The organism is Pseudaeromonas sharmana, from assembly GCF_042649925.1.
GTDB lineage: Bacteria > Pseudomonadota > Gammaproteobacteria > Enterobacterales > Aeromonadaceae > Pseudaeromonas > Pseudaeromonas sharmana.
Genome location: NZ_JBHSAF010000014.1, coordinates 244,173 through 262,257, shown reverse-complemented (window position 1 = coordinate 262,257; position 18,085 = coordinate 244,173). Strand labels below are relative to the sequence as shown.

Annotated in this window: 14 protein-coding genes and 1 tRNA gene; 11 read left to right on the top strand and 4 right to left on the bottom strand. The window is 59.0% G+C overall.

Going from position 1 to position 18,085, the window contains the following annotated elements:
* Nucleotides 1-12: 12 nt before the first annotated feature.
* Complete coding sequence (locus tag ACFOSS_RS10990) at nt 13-243, bottom strand: hypothetical protein (RefSeq protein ID WP_377152400.1); 231 nt, start codon at nt 241-243, stop codon at nt 13-15.
* A 333-nt stretch (nt 244-576) separates the two neighbouring features.
* Nucleotides 577-1,353, bottom strand: a complete 777-nt coding sequence (gene mtgA / locus ACFOSS_RS10985) for a monofunctional biosynthetic peptidoglycan transglycosylase (protein WP_377152399.1) — start codon at nt 1,351-1,353, stop codon at nt 577-579.
* Between the two features lie 146 nt (nt 1,354-1,499).
* Between mtgA and ACFOSS_RS10980 the strand changes: the two genes are divergently transcribed.
* The 11 genes from ACFOSS_RS10980 (at nt 1,500) to ACFOSS_RS10930 (ending at nt 15,745) form a co-directional block, all read left to right on the top strand.
* The gene (locus ACFOSS_RS10980; RefSeq protein WP_377152398.1) at nt 1,500-1,955 is read left to right on the top strand and encodes a YaiI/YqxD family protein; all 456 of its coding nucleotides are present in this window, start codon (nt 1,500-1,502) and stop codon (nt 1,953-1,955) included.
* A 172-nt stretch (nt 1,956-2,127) separates the two neighbouring features.
* Complete coding sequence (locus ACFOSS_RS10975) at nt 2,128-3,288, top strand: efflux RND transporter periplasmic adaptor subunit (protein WP_377152397.1); 1,161 nt, start codon at nt 2,128-2,130, stop codon at nt 3,286-3,288.
* Nucleotides 3,281-3,970, top strand: coding sequence for an ABC transporter ATP-binding protein (locus tag ACFOSS_RS10970; RefSeq protein WP_377152396.1), 690 nt, complete (start codon nt 3,281-3,283; stop codon nt 3,968-3,970). The genes ACFOSS_RS10975 and ACFOSS_RS10970 overlap by 8 nt, the downstream gene beginning before the upstream one ends.
* On the top strand, nt 3,967-5,178 hold the full coding sequence (locus ACFOSS_RS10965; RefSeq protein ID WP_377152395.1) for an ABC transporter permease: 1,212 nt from the start codon (nt 3,967-3,969) through the stop codon (nt 5,176-5,178). The genes ACFOSS_RS10970 and ACFOSS_RS10965 overlap by 4 nt, the downstream gene beginning before the upstream one ends.
* Nucleotides 5,179-5,186: 8 nt before the next feature.
* A complete protein-coding gene (locus ACFOSS_RS10960; RefSeq protein ID WP_377152394.1) occupies nt 5,187-6,395 on the top strand; it encodes an ABC transporter permease in 1,209 nt (402 codons plus the stop codon).
* A 152-nt stretch (nt 6,396-6,547) separates the two neighbouring features.
* Nucleotides 6,548-6,865 (top strand): hypothetical protein, encoded by a 318-nt coding sequence (locus ACFOSS_RS10955; protein WP_377152393.1) that lies wholly within the window; start codon nt 6,548-6,550, stop codon nt 6,863-6,865.
* Between the two features lie 246 nt (nt 6,866-7,111).
* Nucleotides 7,112-9,085, top strand: coding sequence for a type I restriction-modification system subunit M (locus ACFOSS_RS10950; protein ID WP_377152392.1), 1,974 nt, complete (start codon nt 7,112-7,114; stop codon nt 9,083-9,085).
* A complete protein-coding gene (locus ACFOSS_RS10945) occupies nt 9,082-10,431 on the top strand; it encodes a hypothetical protein (protein WP_377152391.1) in 1,350 nt (449 codons plus the stop codon). The genes ACFOSS_RS10950 and ACFOSS_RS10945 overlap by 4 nt, the downstream gene beginning before the upstream one ends.
* Nucleotides 10,428-11,678 carry a PDDEXK-like family protein gene (locus tag ACFOSS_RS10940; protein WP_377152390.1) on the top strand — a complete coding sequence of 417 codons (1,251 nt, stop codon included), beginning with the start codon at nt 10,428-10,430 and terminating at the stop codon, nt 11,676-11,678. Before ACFOSS_RS10945 ends, ACFOSS_RS10940 begins: the two co-directional genes overlap by 4 nt.
* Before the next feature lie 147 nt (nt 11,679-11,825).
* Nucleotides 11,826-12,542: a hypothetical protein gene (locus tag ACFOSS_RS10935; protein WP_377152389.1), complete on the top strand. Its 717-nt coding sequence runs from the start codon at nt 11,826-11,828 to the stop codon at nt 12,540-12,542.
* Nucleotides 12,543-12,601: 59 nt separating this feature from the next.
* Nucleotides 12,602-15,745: a type I restriction endonuclease subunit R gene (locus ACFOSS_RS10930; RefSeq protein ID WP_377152388.1), complete on the top strand. Its 3,144-nt coding sequence runs from the start codon at nt 12,602-12,604 to the stop codon at nt 15,743-15,745.
* A 187-nt stretch (nt 15,746-15,932) separates the two neighbouring features.
* Here ACFOSS_RS10930 and ACFOSS_RS10925 read toward each other — a convergent pair.
* Together ACFOSS_RS10925 and dauA are read right to left on the bottom strand one after the other, a co-directional pair.
* Nucleotides 15,933-16,020: transfer RNA gene (locus ACFOSS_RS10925), tRNA-Ser, on the bottom strand.
* A gap of 310 nt (nt 16,021-16,330) precedes the next feature.
* Complete coding sequence (dauA, locus tag ACFOSS_RS10920; protein ID WP_377152387.1) at nt 16,331-18,082, bottom strand: C4-dicarboxylic acid transporter DauA; 1,752 nt, start codon at nt 18,080-18,082, stop codon at nt 16,331-16,333.
* Nucleotides 18,083-18,085 lie beyond the last annotated feature (3 nt).

Sequence of the window (18,085 nt, the reverse complement as noted above, 5' to 3'; positions counted from 1 at the left end):
AATACCGATTTCTTAATAACATGCAGACCGCCCCGGCGAGGCTATTTCCCTGGGGCGGTTCTTTTTTTGTTCGCGGCGGGCTGAGCCATCAGCTTCGATATTAATCACTGCGTCGAAAATAAATTTATGTATGTTTTTCAGATAATTATAGTGCGCCAACCACTGCGCCCGCCAATACAGGGCCGTGCGGGCATAATCGGCATCGAATAACCACGCCGGCTGAAAATACTCATTTGCCGCCACCTGTCATCACTGACACAGACCCTGTTGGATTGACACCTTTGCAGCCGCGCAAAAATAGGCGCCGCAATAAGTGTAAAGCTATGCAAATCACGCTGCGGCCTGAGCGTCAGGCTCGTATGCTCAGCATGCTGGTGTGCGGGACTATCCATTCCCCATGTTTGATGGTCCCGCACCACAGTATGCCAAGTGGCATCAACGGGTGTCTGGAGTCGATCACCAAGCACCACCTGTTTACGCCCCGCGCGTCGCTCTCCCCCGGGCCAGGTGGGATCACTCCAACTTTTTAGCCTGCCGTACACACGGCGGGCTTTTCTTTTTGTCCGGGAGCCGGGGTTACGGCAGCTCGGCGCTGCGCATGCGCTGCAGGATCAGATTGGTTTTGTACAGCAGGTGGCGATTCTGGCGGTGAGTCTGGTAATACCGCGGATTGGTGACCATGGCTGCCAGGTAGGCGGCCTGATACGCAGATAACTGGCTGGCATGAACATGGAAATATTTCCGCGACGCCGCCTCGATCCCAAACAGCCCATCCCCCCACTCAATGACGTTGAGATAGAGCTCGAAGATGCGCTGCTTGTCGAGAAACGTCTCCAGCATCACGGTGATCAGCGCCTCTTCGGCCTTGCGCCACGGCGTCCGGCTGGCCGATAAGAACAGGTTCTTCGCCAGCTGCTGGCTGATGGTCGAGCCACCGGCAACGATGCGCCCTTTCTTCAGGTTCTTCTCCCAGGCGTAGCGCATCCCTTGCCAGTCAAAGCCATCGTGTTCGCTGAATCGCGCATCCTCTGCTGCCAGCAGGGCGCGCTTGGCATGGCGCGAGATCTTGTCATACGGCACCCACTGGTAACGTAACGCAGCGTCGGGATCATCATCCTGCAGGCGTTCAAGCTGCTCGCTCATGAAGCTGGTCATATCCGGATTGATCCAGTTCAGGCTGATGACATAGCCCAAAATCCACAGGTTCCACAGCAGGTAGGCACACAGCAAGCCCCACAGCAGATGACGCAGACGATACTGGCGCCAGCTGGCAGGCACGGCGCGGCGCAGCAGCGGGATACGACGTAACAGGCGATGGCTGCGACGCAACAATGCAGATGGGGTAAACGACATCAAGAGGTCCGGCAACGACAAGGGCCGCCAATTGTAGCTAACTGCAGCCCTGACCGGCAATCGCTTGGTCCGCGCACGGGAGTAACGCGTACAACAGGCGGCGAACCTGCTACCATGGCGCCCCAAACCTGTAATGGAGCCTGTCTATGACCATCTGGGTCGATGCCGATGCCTGTCCTGTTGCCATCAAGGAGATCCTCTACCGCGCCGCCGAGCGCACGCGGATCCCGCTGGTGTTAGTGGCCAACCAGCCGCTGCGCACACCACCTTCGGCGGTGATCCGGCGGGTACAGGTCTCCAGCGGTTTCGACGAAGCGGATGACTATCTGGTCGAGCAGGCGCAGGCCGGTGATCTGGTGATCTCCAGCGATATTCCGCTGGCCGCTCGTCTGCTGGCCAAACAGGTGGTGGTACTCACGCCCCGTGGCCAGCCGATGACCGAGGCCAATATTGGCGAGCGCCTGGCGATCCGCGATTTTATGGATACCCTGCGCGGCTCCGGCATCCAGAGTGGCGGCCCCGCGGCCATGACCCCGGCCGATCGGCAGACCTTCGCCAACGCGCTCGACCGCTACCTGCTCACCGCGCGCCGCCCTGAATAACCCCCTCCCGTCCAGCGGCATCCGTGACGCGGCCGCGCGACCAAGCCGATATCCGAAGGCACCCGTGGCGATTTGCGACACGGGCGCCACTAACTGGGCGCCCTGTCACGACAGCTGACGCCCTCAGACAGCACAATAGGTGCAGAGTCCCTGACATCAAGGAGCCAGACGTATGCGCTCGCGTCTGTTGCTATCGCTATTCCTGCTGCTTGCCCTCTTGGCCCTGCTGCTCTGGTGGTGGTGGCGCCCCGTCGTCACCCCCCTTGAGGTGGTCAGCCCCTCGCTCGGTCCCTTGCGCGTGACCGTCGTCAATACCCGTGCCGGGACCATCAAATCCTGCCAGCGCGCCGGACTGAGTCTGCCGCAGGGTGGCATAGTCCAGCGCATCGAGGTGGCCGCCGGCGACAGAGTGCGCGCCGGGCAACCGCTGCTGACGCTGCGCAACGACGATCTGCAGGCCGAGGTGCAGCGCGCCGAGGCCAGCGCCCGCCTCAATCAGACACTGCGCGCCCAGCGCTGCGTCGAGGCCAGTTATCAACAACGCGAAGCCGACCGCCTCGCCAGCCTGCAGGCGCGCAATCTGACGTCGAAAACCTTGAGCGAACGCGCCGCCACGGACGCCGCCTCCAGCCGCTATGCCTGCGAGGCGGCCGCCGCGCAGACCCAGGTTGATAACGCCATCATCGCCGCCGCCCGTGCCCGGCTGGCCCATAGCCAGCTGATCGCGCCATTTTCCGGTGTCGTTGCCGAGGTCAACAGCAAGCTGGGGGAATACATGACCCCTTCTCCGCCCGGCGTCGCCATGCCACCGGTGATCGATCTCATCGACGATCGCTGCCTGTATGTGTCCGCTCCCATCGACGAGGTGGATGCCGCTCGACTGCGCCTGGGGCAACCGGTGATCCTGATGCTCGACGCCTTGCCCGCCGAGCGCTTCAGCGGGCGGCTCCGCCGCATTGCTCCTTATGTGCGCGATGCCGAGAAGCAGGCGCGAACCGTCGAAGTGGAGGCCGAGTTCACCGATCTGCCCGCGCAACAGTCACTGCTGATCGGTTACAGCGCCGATGTGGAGATCGAGATTGCCCATGCCGAGCAGGTGCTGCGCCTGCCGGCCGAAGTGCGCCGCGATGACGGCTCGGTGCTGGTACTGCAAGCCGATGGCCGCCTGCAGGAACGCCACCCGCGCTGGGGGCTGGAGAACTGGAACTGGCTACAAGTTGCAGCAGGATTGGCCAGCGACGATCAGGTCGTCCGCCAGCCTGGCACCCTGGATCCGGCCCACTCCGCCCGCTATCAGGCGGCCGAAGCGCCAGCGGAGCCCGCGGATGATTGAATTAACCGGCGTCAGCCGGTATTTCAAGCTGGGCGAGCAACGGGTCTGTGCCCTCGACAGCATCGACTTGCGCATCACCGCCGGTGACTATGTTGCCGTGATGGGCGCGTCCGGTTCCGGAAAATCCACGCTGCTCAATGTGCTCGGTTTGCTGGATCGCCCCGACAGCGGCTGTTATCGGCTCAATGACATCGACACCGCCACGCTGACCGAGCCGGCACTGGCCCAGCTGCGGGCGACTGCCCTCGGCTTCGTGTTCCAGTCCTTTCACCTGATCCCGCGCCTGAGTGCCGCCGAGAACATCGCCCTGCCGCTGGTGCTGGCCGGTGTCGCCCCCCGGCAACGCCAGCAGAGGGTGGCTGAGCTGCTGGCGGCACTGGATCTGAGCGACCGCGCCCGGCACACGCCGGCACAGCTCTCCGGCGGTCAACGGCAGCGGGTCGCCATTGCGCGCGCCGTGGTGATGCAGCCGCGCCTGCTGCTGGCCGACGAGCCCACCGGCAACCTCGACAGCCAGTCGGGGCGGGATGTGATGCAGTTGCTGGAACAGCTGAACCGCCAGCACGGCATCACACTGCTGGTGGTGACCCATGACGCCCAGCTGGGTGCCCGCGCCCGCCGCCAACTGCGCATGGCCGATGGTCGGTTGATCAGCGATAGCGCCGGCGGGGTCGCCCCATGAGTTACCGCGACACCCTGTTATTCTGCCTGCTGGCACTGGGGCGGCAGCGTGGACGGCTGACAACGCTGCTGCTGGCCATGGCCCTGGCGGTCAGCTCGGTGCTGGTAATGACCGCATTGGGCGAAGGTGCTCGGGGTTTTGTCGCTGCCGAGTTCACCCATCTGGGTAAAGATCTGCTGGTGATGTTTCCCGGGCGCAAGGAGACCACGGGCGGCATGCCCCCGATCACCGGCAATACCTTGCGCGATATTACCCTCGACGACATGGCCTACCTGCAACAACGCATTCCACACCTGCGTCTGGTCCCGCTGGTGATGGGCTTTGCCGAGGCACGTCACGGCGCCCGCCTGCGGCAGACCATGTTGCTCGGTGCCAGCAACGACATGCGCCATACCCATCAGCTGACCCTGTTGCAAGGGCACTGGCTGCCAGAGGATGCCAGCCAGGACGCCTCGGTCTGCCTGCTGGGAAAAACCGTGGCATCAGCGCTGTTCCAGCGCCCGGAACAGGCCGTCGGCCAATGGGTTCGTTTTGATAACCGCCGCTTTCGTGTCGTCGGGCTGTTCAGCAGCCAGAGCAGCAATCTGGGTATGGAGTTCAACGAAGCCGCACTGGTCCCGGTCGCCGCCGCCCAGCGTCTGTTCAATGTCGAAGGGTTGTTCCGCCTGCTGATCCAACCCCTGGCCGGCCAGCCCTTGCCGGGGTTGATTCGGCAACTGGAGTTGCGGATGCAGGAGCGGCATCAAGGCGTGCTGGATGTCACCGTGTTGCGCCGCGATGCCATGCTGCAGAGCGTGAACCGCATCCTGGCGACCTTGTCCTTGTGCGTGGCGGGCATCGGCGCCATCAGCTTGCTGGTCGCCGGTATCATGATGATGAACCTGGCGCTGATCAGCACCCACCAACGACGGGGCGAGATCGGCCTGTTGCAGGCCCTCGGCGCCAATCGTGCACTGATCCGCCGCCTGTTCCTGACCGAGGCACTGCTGCTCGGTGGCGCCGGAGCCTGGCTCGGTATTGTGCTTGGTTACCTGCTGGTGCTCGGCGGCCGTCTGCTCTGGCCGAGCTTGCCATTGCAGATCCCCCTGCTCACCACGCTGCTGGCCGGCGGTGGCGCCCTGATCACGGCACTGCTGTTCAGCTGGCTGCCGGCGCGCCAGGCCGCGCAGCAGGATCCGGTCACCAGCCTGCACAGTGCATCCCCCTAGGAGACCCCATGCGCAGTATTGATTATCTGCTCTGGTGGCAAACGGCCCTGCGTTCCGGACGCCTGCGCAGCCTGCTCAGCGCCTTGGGCATCGCCATTGGCATTCTGGCCGTCACCGCCCTGACCGGGATCGGTGAAGGGGTTCGCCTCTATTTGCTGGATACCTTCTCGCAATTTGGTTCCCGTCTCATCGCCATCACCCCCGGCAAGACCGAGACCGCCGGTGCTCCGCAGGGATTGCTGGCCAGCAGCCGGCCGTTACGGCTGGAAGATGTCGCGGCGTTGCGCTCATTGCCCGGAGTGCTCGCCGTAGTGCCGGTATTGCAGGGACAAGGTGAAGTCCGCAGTCAGGGACTAACCCGGCAGACCACGCTGCTCGGCACCGACCACCAGGCGGCCCGGGGCTGGCAATTCACGGTGGCGGCCGGCCGTTTTCTGCCCGCGGATGACAGTGCCATGCCGCGTGCCTATGCCGTGCTCGGTGCCAAGGTTGCCGCAGCGCTCTACCCGCAAGGCGAGATCCGGCGCGCGCTCGGCAGCCGGTTGCGGGTCGGTGACCGTCGTTTTGTCGTCACCGGCGTCATGGCGCCGCAAGGCCAGTTTCTGGGTTTTGATCTGGACGACATGGTGTTTATTCCGCTGGCCCATGCCCAGGCACTTTTTGCCAGCGATGCCCTGCAGGAGATCGATGTCGTCTACCGGCCCGGCATCGACGACCAGACCCTGCGCCAGCAGATCCGGCAGCGTTTGATCCAGCGTCATGGCGCCGAGGATTTCACCCTCTATTCGCAGCAGGACATGCTGAGCAGTCTGGACCGGATCCTGGTTGTCGTGCGGGCCGCCATCGGGGGCCTCGGCACCATCTCGTTGCTGATCGGCGCCGTCGGCATCTACAGCATCATGAGCATCGCCCAGCAGGAGCGCATTCCGGAGATCGGCCTGTTGCTGGCGATCGGCGCCGGCCGCCGCCGCTTGCTGTGGCTGTTTTTGGGGGAAGCCATGCTGCTGGCCCTCGCTGGCGGCGGCCTGGGGCTGCTGCTGCTTTTCATCGTGCAACAGTTGCTGCACAATCTGTTGCCGGCCTTGCCCTTGACCATACAGCCGCTGTACCTGCTGCTGGCACTGCTGGTGTCGGCCCTGGTCGGCTTGCTGGCCGGCTTCGCCCCTGCCTGGCGTGCCAGCCATCAGGATCCTGTGGTGGCGCTGCGCGGCGAATAATCAGGCCCCATCACCGTTGCTGCTCCCGTCGCCGCGCGCCGCCACACAAGATCAGCACCGCAGACAAAAAGCGGCGGGCTGTCATCTGCTTGTCATCCCCCTTGCGGATGCTGGGCGCGTGTTGCCCCTCTGTGCACACCAAGGAGCCCACCATGCTGCAACCGACCGCCCAACCCGGAATCGCGCTGCCTGCCACAAATCGAGCCTTGCGTGCCCGCTCGCGACTTGATGCCGCCTGGTTCATGCTGTTTGCCGGTGCCCTGCTGCTGGTGCTCGGCCAACTCAGCCACAGCCAGGCCCCGCAGCCACTCGGCCAACCGCACGCGGACACCACGCCGCGCCCGGCGCTCTGCCAGGAGCCGCACTCGCCTGTGCTGGATGCTGGCCACCCCACCGACGTTGCCACCCTGCAACAACGCGAACAGCAGGACACCCTCTGTGCCCACCAGGCCGCCCTGGCACGCGACTAATCCGCAGCCTAACCGCGTGCCACGCCGGTCACCTGGTCCCTCATTTTCCTCGCGTCACACTGCCCCAAAATGCGACATGTCTAGCCTTCCTAGGCTCCAGCGCTGCAATTTTCCGTCCTACAACGCGCAACAACCGCTTGATATCGCGAGGCTTGTTAAGTCTCCGTTGTACACACCTGTGATAACCTACTGCTCTGTCTTCTTATTATGTCGGTGCCTGGCGGACCGGCGGTTTCAGGAACACGCATGACAACGAACATCTCCACCCTGGCCAGCTTGATCTGGTCGGTCGCCGACCTGTTGCGCGGTGATTTCAAACAGTCCCAGTACGGGCGCATTATTCTTCCCTTTACCGTATTGCGCCGCCTCGAATGTGTACTGGCAGCCAACAAGCAGAAGGTGCTCGTTGCCGTCGAGAGCACCAAGGTGCTGCCCGAGGTCGCTCGCGACAAGCTGCTCTTGAGCGCCGCGGGCCAGAGCTTCTATAACACCTCCAAGCTGACGCTCGATTCGCTGGGTGAAAACCAGATTGGCGATAACCTGGATGCCTATGTGCGCGCCTTCTCGACCGATGCCCGCGAGGTGTTCGAACATTTCAACTTCGAGGCCAGCATCGGCCTGCTCGAAGATGCCAACCTGCTCTACAAGGTGGTGCGCTCGTTTGCCACTGTCGATCTCTCGCCCGAGGCGGTCGATAACTACGACATGGGGCTGGTGTTCGAAGAGCTGATCCGCCGCTTCGCCGAAAGCTCGAACGAGACCGCCGGGGAGCACTTTACCCCGCGCGATATCGTCCGGCTCACCACCTCGCTGGTGTTTGCCAGCGATAACGAGGCGCTGACCAAGCCCGGCGTGGTGCGCTCTATCTATGACCCCACCGCTGGCACCGGCGGCTTTCTCTCCTGCGGCATGGAGTACCTGCACGAGCTCAACCCGGCGGCCCGTCTGGCCACTTTCGGTCAGGAGCTCAACCCCGAGTCCTACGCCATCTGTAAGGCCGACATGCTGATCAAGGGCCAGGACATCAGCCATATCAAGCTGGGGAACACCTTAAGTGACGATCAGCTGCCGTTCGAGCGGTTCGACTACTGCCTCTCCAACCCGCCCTTTGGTGTGGACTGGAAGAAGGTGGAAAAGCAGGTCAGCGATGAACATCAGCGCAAGGGCTTTGATGGCCGCTTCGGCCCCGGCCTGCCGCGCGTCTCTGACGGCTCCTTGCTGTTCCTGATGCATCTGATCTCCAAGATGCGCCCGGCCAGTGCCAACAGCGAAGGCTCGCGCATCGGCATTATCCTGAACGGCTCGCCGCTGTTTACCGGCGGCGCGGGTAGTGGCGAGAGCGAGATCCGCCGCTATGTGCTGGAAAACGATCTGCTCGATGCCCTGGTCGCCCTGCCCACCGACATGTTCTACAACACCGGCATTGCCACCTATATCTGGGTGCTCTCCAACCATAAGCCTACCGAGCGCAAGGGCAAGGTGCTGCTGATCAACGCCAGCGACCTGCACACCCCGATGCGTAAATCCTTGGGCAGCAAGCGCAAGCAGTTAAGCGAGGAGGCCATCAACGAGATTGTTACCCTCTATAGCCGTTATGAAGCCAGCCCCATTGCCAAGATCTTCCCGACCTCGGCCTTTGGCTATCGCCGCATCACGGTGGAGCGGCCATTAAAGCTGGCCTTCTACCCGCACGACGCCGAGCGTCTGGCGGCCCTGCAAGCCGACAAGGGCTGGCAGAAGCTCGATGCCAGCCTGCAAGCGGTCATTCTCGCCGCGCTGCCACAACTGCCGGAACAGCTGCTGTGCCGCGAGCAGTTTAAAAAGCAACTGACCAAGGCGCTCGGTGCTACCAAACTGCCCGCCCCGGCCTTAAAACTGCTGATTAATACCCTCGGTGAGCAGGATGATGCAGCCAAGGTCTGTACGATCAAAGGCGAGCCGGAGGCCAGTAGCGATCTGCGCGATTACGAGAACGTGCCGCTGGGTGAGGATATTGATGCCTATCTGGCGCGTGAGGTGCTGCCCCATGTGCCCGATGCCTGGATCGATGTCAGCAAGACGGATGCGCTGGATGGCCAGGTGGGCATAGTCGGTTACGAGATACCGTTTAACCGCCACTTCTACCAATACCAGCCGCCACGCCCGCTGGCCGAGATTGATGCCGATCTGGACGCGGTCGCCAAGGAGATTATGCAACTGCTGGCCGAGGTGCATTCATGAGTAGCGTAAATCAGCAGGGAATATATAAATCTTATGCGGATTATAAAAAAACCGATGTGGATTGGATTGGGGATATTCCAAATGAATGGACAACAAAACGAGTAAAACACATGTTCTCAATCTGCAAACGCATTGCAGGTGAACTCGGGTTTGATGTTTTATCAATCACTCAAAGAGGGATCATTGTTAAAGATATTGAAAGCGGAGAAGGACAGCTTTCAATGGATTATTCAAAATATCAGCGGGTAAAGCCTGGTGATTTTGCTATGAATCACATGGACCTCTTGACTGGGTATATTGACCTATCTCGTTTCGATGGTGTAACCAGTCCTGATTATAGAGTTTTCAAGTTAATCAAAGAAAACTATTCGCCAAGATACTATCTATATATTTTCCAAATGGGATATAACTTACGTATCTTTTTTCATATGGGCCAGGGAGCATCACATCTAGGCAGATGGCGTCTTGCCACCGATGAGTTTAATGAAATGCTCTTCCCAGTCCCTTCGCCAGAAGAACAACTCACTATCGCCACCTTCCTCGACTACGAAACGGCCCGTATCGATCAGTTGATTGCCAAGCAGCAGCAATTGATTGAATTGCTGAAAGAAAAGCGTCAGGCGGTGATCTCCCACGCCGTCACCAAGGGGCTCAACCCCAATGCCCCGATGAAAGACTCCGGCGTAGAATGGCTCGGCCAAGTGCCAGAGCATTGGGTGGTTGGCAGATACAAATTTTGCTGTTCAAGAGTAATTGTTGGAATAGCAGAGGCTGCGACCCATGCATATGTAGATCAAGGTATTCCGCTTGTACGCTCTACCAATATTAAAGAAACAGGTTTGGACTGTGGTGACATGCTTTATCTTGAGCCAAAGTTCGCAGCACAAAACATCACAAAAAAATTAAAGGTTCATGATGTTATTACAGTAAGGACTGGTTATCCAGGAATTAGTGCTGTTATACCTGAGGTATTAGATGGCTCACAATGTTTTACAAATCTCGTCGCAACGCCTTTACCTGTTCACGAGTCTGAGTTTTTATCAACATATCTAAACTCAGTCATGGGTAAGTCATATTTTGATTTAAATGCATGGGGTAGCGCGCAAAAAAACATCAGCGTTCCAATTCTTCAGAATTTCCCAATATCATGGCCGTCACAGCAAGAACAATTAGAACTCGTTAGTTTTTGTAAAAAAATTAACGATAAATTCAATCGATTAATTTATGTGAGCATGAATGGGATAAAACTTCTGCAAGAACGCCGAACCGCTCTGATTTCCGCCGCTGTGACTGGCAAAATTGATCTGCGTGGCTGGCAGCCACCCCAGAGCGAGGAGGCGGCATGAGCCAGACGCCACCTGTGATGACGGAGGGCAGCGCCGAGGAGCAGTACCGCTGGCTGACCGAGCTGATCTTTGATAGCAAGGAGCTGGATAAACTGGGGGGCATGGTCTCCGAGTTTAATCTGTTCGAGGCAATGGGCATGGTGCGCCAGGAGATCCGCCACTCCCACTTTCTCGGCACCCTGCTCAATCCCCGCGAGTCCCACGGCCTGGGGGTTCGCTTCTTCGAGTCACTCTTTGCCCGGCTGCTCTACGGACTGCGCGATCGGCATGAGTGCCAGATCTCGCTACTCGATATCGATCTGTGTGATTACGACGACTTGCAGGTATTTCGCGAGCAGGATCGCATTGATCTGCTGCTGGTGAGTGAACAGAACCGTCAGGTGTTTGCCATCGAGAACAAGATCGATGCCAGCGAGCACAGCAACCAGTTAGCGCGCTATGAGCAGAGTGTGCAGCGGCGCTACCCCGGTTATCGCAAGGTCTTTGTCTTCTTGACCCTGGATGGGGACGAGGCCAGCCGCGATGAGTGGTTAACCTTGAGTTATACCCAAGTCATCGAGTGCCTGACCGAGTTGGTCACCGATTATGGTCACCAGATCCCGCCAGCTGCCCGGATTGGCATCGAACACTACATCACCCTATTCAAGCGATATTTTATGGAAGATACCGAGATTGCGGATCTGTGCCGCCGCATTTACAAAAAGCACCAAAAAGCCCTGGATTTGATCTTCGAACACAGACCCGCAGAGGGGGATGGACGGGCTGAGCGCCGGGATTGGGCCAAGGAGATAATCGCCCCCGCAGCGGCGCAGCAGGGTTGGCTAATCGACGGTGAGACGAGCAAAAACACACGTTATGCCTATTTACCCTGGGATAACGGTCAGGGAATGTGCTCTTCCAGCTGGAGCAAAAGTGGCCGCGTGGTGATGTTTGAGATCCAAAGCGGGACTGACAAGCTGGACTTGAAACTGCTGATAGGTCCAAGCAGCGATGCCACGCTGCGAGATCACCTGTTTGTTTGTATCGAAAAGAGTGCAGTGGCTGCCCTGTCGACCCGAAAGTTGCGACATAGCCCGCAGTGGAGCCAGGTTTATTCGCTATCGCTACTCGATAAAAAATACCTTGGCGATGAACCTGACGAGGCGCTATGCAAAAAACAGATCGACAAGCGGATGCAGTACTTCTGGTCGCATGATTGGCCATTGCTGAAAGAGACCATCAACAAGGCGATTGCAACCTGGTCGTGAGAGTGGCAAGAGCCGTGGACAACACAGTGCTGGCCGTTCGCGGCTGGAAGCAACGCCTGATAAGGAGCAAGCCTGACAGGGCATACCCTTGGGTTGACATAACAGGGGCTGAACCCACAGCCCCAAGAACAAGAGAGGCATGAGTTAATGGCGAGAATCATCATCTGCAAACTTTGTCATCTGCACGTTGAAGAAGACAAATTGCTGGTGCATCTGCTGGACAAGCATCAATGGGTTGAAGTGAAGGAAACTCCACATCTGGGGCTAAATTCGATGACAAAGGATCCCGTGTTCCTCAATCAACCTGTCGCATCTCTCGCCCAAGACCAATTAATAGCCAAACCAGTTGCAACGGTGATGAAGCCTTGTAGCTGTATTTACTGCAAAGTGAAGGTTGAACCGGCCCACGCTATAGAACATATGCGTCAGTGTCAAAAACGCATTAACCAATTGGCAAATAAAGAAAAGCAGGGAAAACCTGAACAAGGACGAGTACTTTGCGCTTACTGCAACTGTAAAGTTCATGCTCGAAACATTATGAGTCATATTCGGCAGCGGCACTTATCCGAACAAGCCTCGTCTGCTATTGAGCAACAAGGACGACCTGGCAAACAGGCAAAGCGGTCCAAACAACCCAAAGTGGTGATGACTAGCAAGCGGGGAACGCGAACGGTCGGACTGCGGATTTGTGATAAATGTAGAGTCATACATATGGAGCACTGGACTTATCACTTCTCAGATGGAACATCACAAACTGTCTGTCGATTCTGCAAAGGGCAATTGCTGGATAACGCGGCCAATCGGAGAGTGGACGTAATGGATCGCTGCGTCCCAGGCTCCGCAATGAGCGGCAAGCGACGATAAGTATCCAGAATATATAGAATTCAATGACAAACCAGATCACCCAAACGACGAAGAAGAGCATGGACCAAAAAGCACGGGAAAGAGCCTTTCAGGATCATATCGTTAATGCGCTGGCACACAGCGGCTGGCTGGTCGGTGAGTCGGCCAAGTACGACCGCGAGCGGGCGCTCTACCCCGAGGATCTGATCGCCTATGTGCAGCAGAGCCAGCCCGAAGGCTGGGCCAAGTTCTGCAAGACCTATGGCGAGGAGCCGGAGCGCCATCTGCTCAATGCCGCCGTGCGGGCACTGGAAGGGCAGGAACGCGGCACTCTGTGGTTATTGCGCAACCAGATTGAGGATCGCGGCCACCGCCTGAGTGTGGCGACCTTCAAGCCGGACCATGATCTCAACCCCGAGCTGACAGCCCGCTATGCCATGAATCGACTACGGGTGGTGCCCGAGCTCATCTACAGCCCCCACGGCTACGACGGGCGGCTCGATTTGACGCTGTTTTTAAACGGACTGCCGATTGCGACGCTGGAGCTGAAATCCTGCTTCAAGCAGAGCCTGGAAAACGCCAAGCAGCAGTACCGCAAGGACAGGCCGCTGAAAACAGCTGGCAAGGTGGAGCCCTTGCTGGCCTTCCGACGCGGGGCCCTGGTCCATTTCGCGGTCAACCAGTTCGAAGTGGCGATGACCACCAAGCTCGCTGGCGAGAGCACCTACTTTCTGCCCTTTAACCGTGGCACCTGTGACGGCGGTGCCGGTAATGATCAGCCTGAAACCGGCTATGGCACCGAATATCTGTGGCAGGAAATATTGCAACCAGAAGCACTGCTGAAAATCCTTGCCCGCTACATGCACCTGCATGTGCAGCATGAAGAGGATGATCTGGGGCGCATCAAGAAAAAAGAGAGCCTGATCTTCCCCCGCTATCACCAGTGGAACGTGGTTGAGAGCCTGCTGGGTGCCGTGCGCCACGAAGGCAGTGGTCAGAAGTATCTGATCCAGCACTCTGCTGGCTCCGGCAAATCCAACTCCATCGCCTGGCTGACCCATCAGCTCGCCTCGTTGCGGCAAGGCGGCCAGAAACAGTTTGATTCGGTGATCGTCATTACCGACCGCACCGTGCTCGATAGCCAGTTGCAGGAGACCATTGCCCAGTTTGAACATGCCGATGGCGTCATCTCCCGCATCAACCGCGAAGAGGGTGACGGTAGCAAGTCGGCCCAGCTGGCTGGCGCCCTATCCTTGGGTACGCCGATCATTATCGTCACCATCCAGACCTTCCCCTATGTGCTCAAGGCCATTCAGGAAACCACCACGCTGAAGGGGTGCCGCTTTGCCGTGGTGGCCGACGAAGCCCACTCCAGCCAGACCGGTAAAACCGCTCGCCAGTTGCGGGAAGTGTTGATGGCCGAGCAGCTGGATGACGAGGAGGAGCTCTCGACCGAAGATGTTATCAACCTGACCTTGGCCGCCCGTGCTGGCAGCGCCAATATCAGCTACTTTGCCTTTACCGCGACACCCAAGGCCAAGACGCTGGAGCTGTTCGGTCGCAGACCTAAGCCGAACATGCCGAGCAGCGATGACAACAAGCCGGAGCCGTTCCACGTCTACACCATGCGCCAGGCCATCGAAGAGGGCTTTATTCTTGATGTGCTGAAGAACTACACCAGTTATCGGCTGGCCTACAAGTTGGCGATGGACAGCGAAGAGGCCGACCAGGAAGTCGACAGCAAGCGGGCCAAGCGCAAGCTCTCGCAATGGGTACGGTTGCACCCGCACAACATAGGCCAGAAGGTGCAGGTGATCATCGAACACTTCCGCCAGAATGTGGCTCCTCTGCTGGCCGGGCAAGCCAAGGCGATGGTGGTGACCAGCAGCCGGATGGAAGCGGTGCGCTACAAGCTGGCGTTCGACAAGTACGTGCAGGAGCAAAAATACCGGGGCATCCGTGCCATGGTGGCCTTCTCTGGAGAGATCGAGGACAACGGCCAGAGCTTCAATGAGCGCAACATGAACCCTGAGCTGAACGGGCGTGACATGCGCAAGGCGTTCGACACCCAGGATTATCAGGTGATGCTGGTTGCCAACAAGTTCCAGACCGGCTTCGACCAGCCCAAGCTGTGCGCCATGTATGTGGACAAGAAGCTGACGGGGGTGGACTGCATTCAGACCCTATCGCGGCTGAACCGGACGTGTCCGGGCAAGACCTCCACCTTCGTGCTGGATTTCGTCAACGATCCGCAGGATGTGCTGGAGGAGTTCCAGAAGTATTACGAGACGGCAGAGCTGGAAACCGTCTCGGATCCCAATCTGGTCTATGACCTGTTCCACAAGCTCAAGAGCACCGGCATCTTCACCTGGAATGAGGTGGTGGCCTTTACCGATGCCTATTTCGACCCGAAACGGGGTCAGGAAGCCATGCTGGGTTATATCAAACCGGCGGTCGACCGCTTCAGCAAACGCTATGGCTTCACCACCGAGACCATTCGCGAGTGTCGCCGCATGTTGAAACTGATTGAACAAGGCGGCTCGGCCACCGACAAGGCCAATGCCGAACGGCGCCTCAAAGAAGCGAGCGAAGCCCGCTCTGAGCTCGACATCTTCAAGAAAGACCTCAACGGTTACGTGCGCTTCTACGAATTTGTTTCGCAGATCACCGCTTTTGATGATTATGAGATGGAGCGGTTGTGTGTCTTTGCCCGCCACCTGTTGCCCCTGTTGCGTCAGGAGATCCTCGAAGAGGACGAGATCGACCTCTCCGCCGTGATGCTCACCCACTACAACCTCAAGGCCAAGCGCACCCAGGATCTGAAGCTCAAGGAAGATGCCGAAGGCTATGGTTTGCAGGGCATATCGGCACTGGGCAGTGCCGCTCCGAAGGAAGAGAAGAAAGACTTCATCTCGGAACTGCTGGCGCGCATGAACGACCTGTTCGGTGTCGAAGTCACCGAGGGCGACAAGCTCGACTGGCTGCACGGCATGGCCAGTAAGCTCAGTGAAAACGCGACCCTGATGGAGCAGGTCAACAACAATGATCGCGACGCCATCATGCTGGGTGACTACCCCAAGGCCGTGGATGAAGCGGTGATCGCGCGCATGGACACCCAACAAGGCATGTCGCTGGATTACCTCTCTGCCCCAGAGAAAGCCGTAGCCCTGCAACACCTGTTGCTGGATCTGCTGCTCAAAGGGATTGGGGGGTTAGCAAGGTGATGGCGGCAAGAAACGCTGCATTCGAGCAGCGTATTGCCCGCGCCATCCGTGGCGCTCGCCCTGCGGGCAGCCTGCGGCTGTCCCCGACGGCACGCCTGCCGTTGGGTCGAACAGGCTGCAAATCAGATCCGCCCATCAGCGGATAAAAGAAAAGACCCTGTCTTGCGACAGGGTCTTTTCTTTTATCTGGCGGTGAGGGAGGGATTCGAACCCTCGATACGTTGCCGTATACACACTTTCCAGGCGTGCTCCTTCAGCCACTCGGACACCTCACCGTTTTTTGATTCCTTGTTTAAGGCGTGGAATCTCACCTTTTTCCAGTTCAGTGCTCTGTGGCTGCGTCGCACGCCTTGCGTGCTCTCCTTTATCGCCAGCTTCGCTGGCTTGGGGCAGCCACTCGGACACCTCACCGTTTTTTGATTCCTTGTTTAAGGCGTGGAATCTCACCTTTTTCCAGTTCAGTGCTCTGTGGCGGCGGCGCTGTGCTGTCGCCAGAACCGGTATCGACTTGCGGCCATGCCGTAAGGACCGGCGCAATTTAGAAGAATCCCTGGTTCGGGTCAAGGGATTTTTCGGTCATCACGTTCAACTGCTGGTAAAACCAGCATTTTGCGCTGCCGTTGCCGTAATATGCTGCAACGCCTCCTCCATGGTCGCGGAGAATTCGACGGCATCCGGTATCGCCTGAAAGCTGGCTCGGGCCAGTGTCTTCAAGGGTTGAAACTGTACCTCGGCAACCTGCAAGCGGATCCCCTGTGCCCGCAAGTCATCACACAAGTGCTGAAAACCAGCCAGCCCACCGGCATCCAGAATCGAGACCCCATCCAGCAGCAGCAATACTCCCTGATGCCCCTGCACCCGCGCCAGCAACTCGGCAAACAGATGGTCGGCCGCAGCAAAAAACAGCGGGCCGGTAATGCGGTACGCGGCCCAGCCATCGGGGATCTGATGGCCCCAGCGCTTGGTCAGCTTGAGATCGGTCAACAGCGTCATCTTCGACATGGCGCGCATGAACAGCAGCGACGCCAGCACTATGCCAAACGTAATGGCAATCACCATGTCAAACAGCACCGTCAGTGCGATGCACAACACCATGACCAGCACATCAGAACGGGGGGCGGTGCGCGCCAAGGCTACCACCTTGTGCGCCTCACTCATGTTCCAGGCCACCATCATCAGCAGCGCCGACATGGCCGCCAGCGGCAAGTACGACAGCCAGCGCGCCAGAAACAGGATCGCCAGCAAGACCACAATGGCATGGATGATGGCAGCAACCGGTGAGGTGGCACCGGCGCGCACGTTGGCGGCAGAGCGGGCGATGGCGGCGGTAGCCGTTATGCCGCCAAAGAACGGCGCCAGCAGGTTGCCAATCCCCTGCCCCAGCAGCTCGCCATTCGAGTGATGCCGGCTATCGGTCATGCCATCGAGCACCACGGCACACAACAGCGACTCGATGGCACCGAGCATGGCCATGGAGAAGGCGGCGACCATCAGCTTTTCAATGGTTTGCAGATCCCAGACCAAGGGCGCCCCCTCCGGTCCCGGCAAATTCCAGGGCAGCACAAACGACGGAGCAAACGGCGGAATACCCTGCCCCAGGGTGCCATCGGGCAGCGCGTAACTAAAACGCGAACCGATGGTGGCCACCTCTTCGCCGCTCAGACCCACCAGCCAGGCCACCAGCATACCGGCCAGCACCGCCGGTAAATGACCCGGCAGCTTGAGTTTCAGCTTCGGCCACAGGATCAGGACCGCCAGTGTGACCACGCCGACCAGCGTGTCGCCCCAGTGCCATGTCGGCAGCGCATGCCAGAGCGCAGCCACTTTCTGATGGTACTTCTCCGGCATCTCGACCACCGTCAAGCCAAAGAAATCCTTGAGTTGCAAGGTTGCGATGACAATGCCGATGCCCATGGTAAAGCCCAGTGTCACCTGCATCGGTATATAGCCAATCAGGCGGCCCAGCCGTCCGACCGCCATCGCGACCAGCATGGCGCCACACATCAAGGTGGCCACCAGTAGCCCGGCGACACCAAACTGCTGCGCCACCGGATAGAGAATGACGACAAATGCCGCCGTCGGCCCGGAGACGCTATAACGGGAGCCACCGGTCAGGGCGATGGCTATGCCGGCGATGATCGCGGTGTAGAGCCCGTGCTGCGGTGGCACACCACTGGCAATCGCCAGTGCCATGGCCAGCGGAATGGCAATGATACCGACCGTTAAACCGGCCAGCAGATCCTTGATCAGTCGGGAAATTGAATAGGGTTGCTGCCAGCAGGCGTCGCGCAGGGCGCTGCTGATCTTGAGAAGATGACGCTGAGTCACGGCTTGCATGGT

What these genes read in the sequence shown, in the direction of transcription:
- mtgA (WP_377152399.1), bottom strand. Translation starts at nt 1,353, where the DNA reads ATGTCGTTTACCCCATCTGCATTGTTGCGTCGCAGCCATCGCCTGTTA.
- ACFOSS_RS10935 (WP_377152389.1), top strand. Translation starts at nt 11,826, where the DNA reads ATGGCGAGAATCATCATCTGCAAACTTTGTCATCTGCACGTTGAAGAA.
- ACFOSS_RS10945 (WP_377152391.1), top strand. Translation starts at nt 9,082, where the DNA reads ATGAGTAGCGTAAATCAGCAGGGAATATATAAATCTTATGCGGATTAT.
- dauA (WP_377152387.1), bottom strand. Translation starts at nt 18,082, where the DNA reads ATGCAAGCCGTGACTCAGCGTCATCTTCTCAAGATCAGCAGCGCCCTG.
- ACFOSS_RS10930 (WP_377152388.1), top strand. Translation starts at nt 12,602, where the DNA reads ATGGACCAAAAAGCACGGGAAAGAGCCTTTCAGGATCATATCGTTAAT.
- ACFOSS_RS10955 (WP_377152393.1), top strand. Translation starts at nt 6,548, where the DNA reads ATGCTGCAACCGACCGCCCAACCCGGAATCGCGCTGCCTGCCACAAAT.
- ACFOSS_RS10960 (WP_377152394.1), top strand. Translation starts at nt 5,187, where the DNA reads ATGCGCAGTATTGATTATCTGCTCTGGTGGCAAACGGCCCTGCGTTCC.
- ACFOSS_RS10980 (WP_377152398.1), top strand. Translation starts at nt 1,500, where the DNA reads ATGACCATCTGGGTCGATGCCGATGCCTGTCCTGTTGCCATCAAGGAG.
- ACFOSS_RS10970 (WP_377152396.1), top strand. Translation starts at nt 3,281, where the DNA reads ATGATTGAATTAACCGGCGTCAGCCGGTATTTCAAGCTGGGCGAGCAA.
- ACFOSS_RS10975 (WP_377152397.1), top strand. Translation starts at nt 2,128, where the DNA reads ATGCGCTCGCGTCTGTTGCTATCGCTATTCCTGCTGCTTGCCCTCTTG.
- ACFOSS_RS10940 (WP_377152390.1), top strand. Translation starts at nt 10,428, where the DNA reads ATGAGCCAGACGCCACCTGTGATGACGGAGGGCAGCGCCGAGGAGCAG.
- ACFOSS_RS10950 (WP_377152392.1), top strand. Translation starts at nt 7,112, where the DNA reads ATGACAACGAACATCTCCACCCTGGCCAGCTTGATCTGGTCGGTCGCC.
- ACFOSS_RS10965 (WP_377152395.1), top strand. Translation starts at nt 3,967, where the DNA reads ATGAGTTACCGCGACACCCTGTTATTCTGCCTGCTGGCACTGGGGCGG.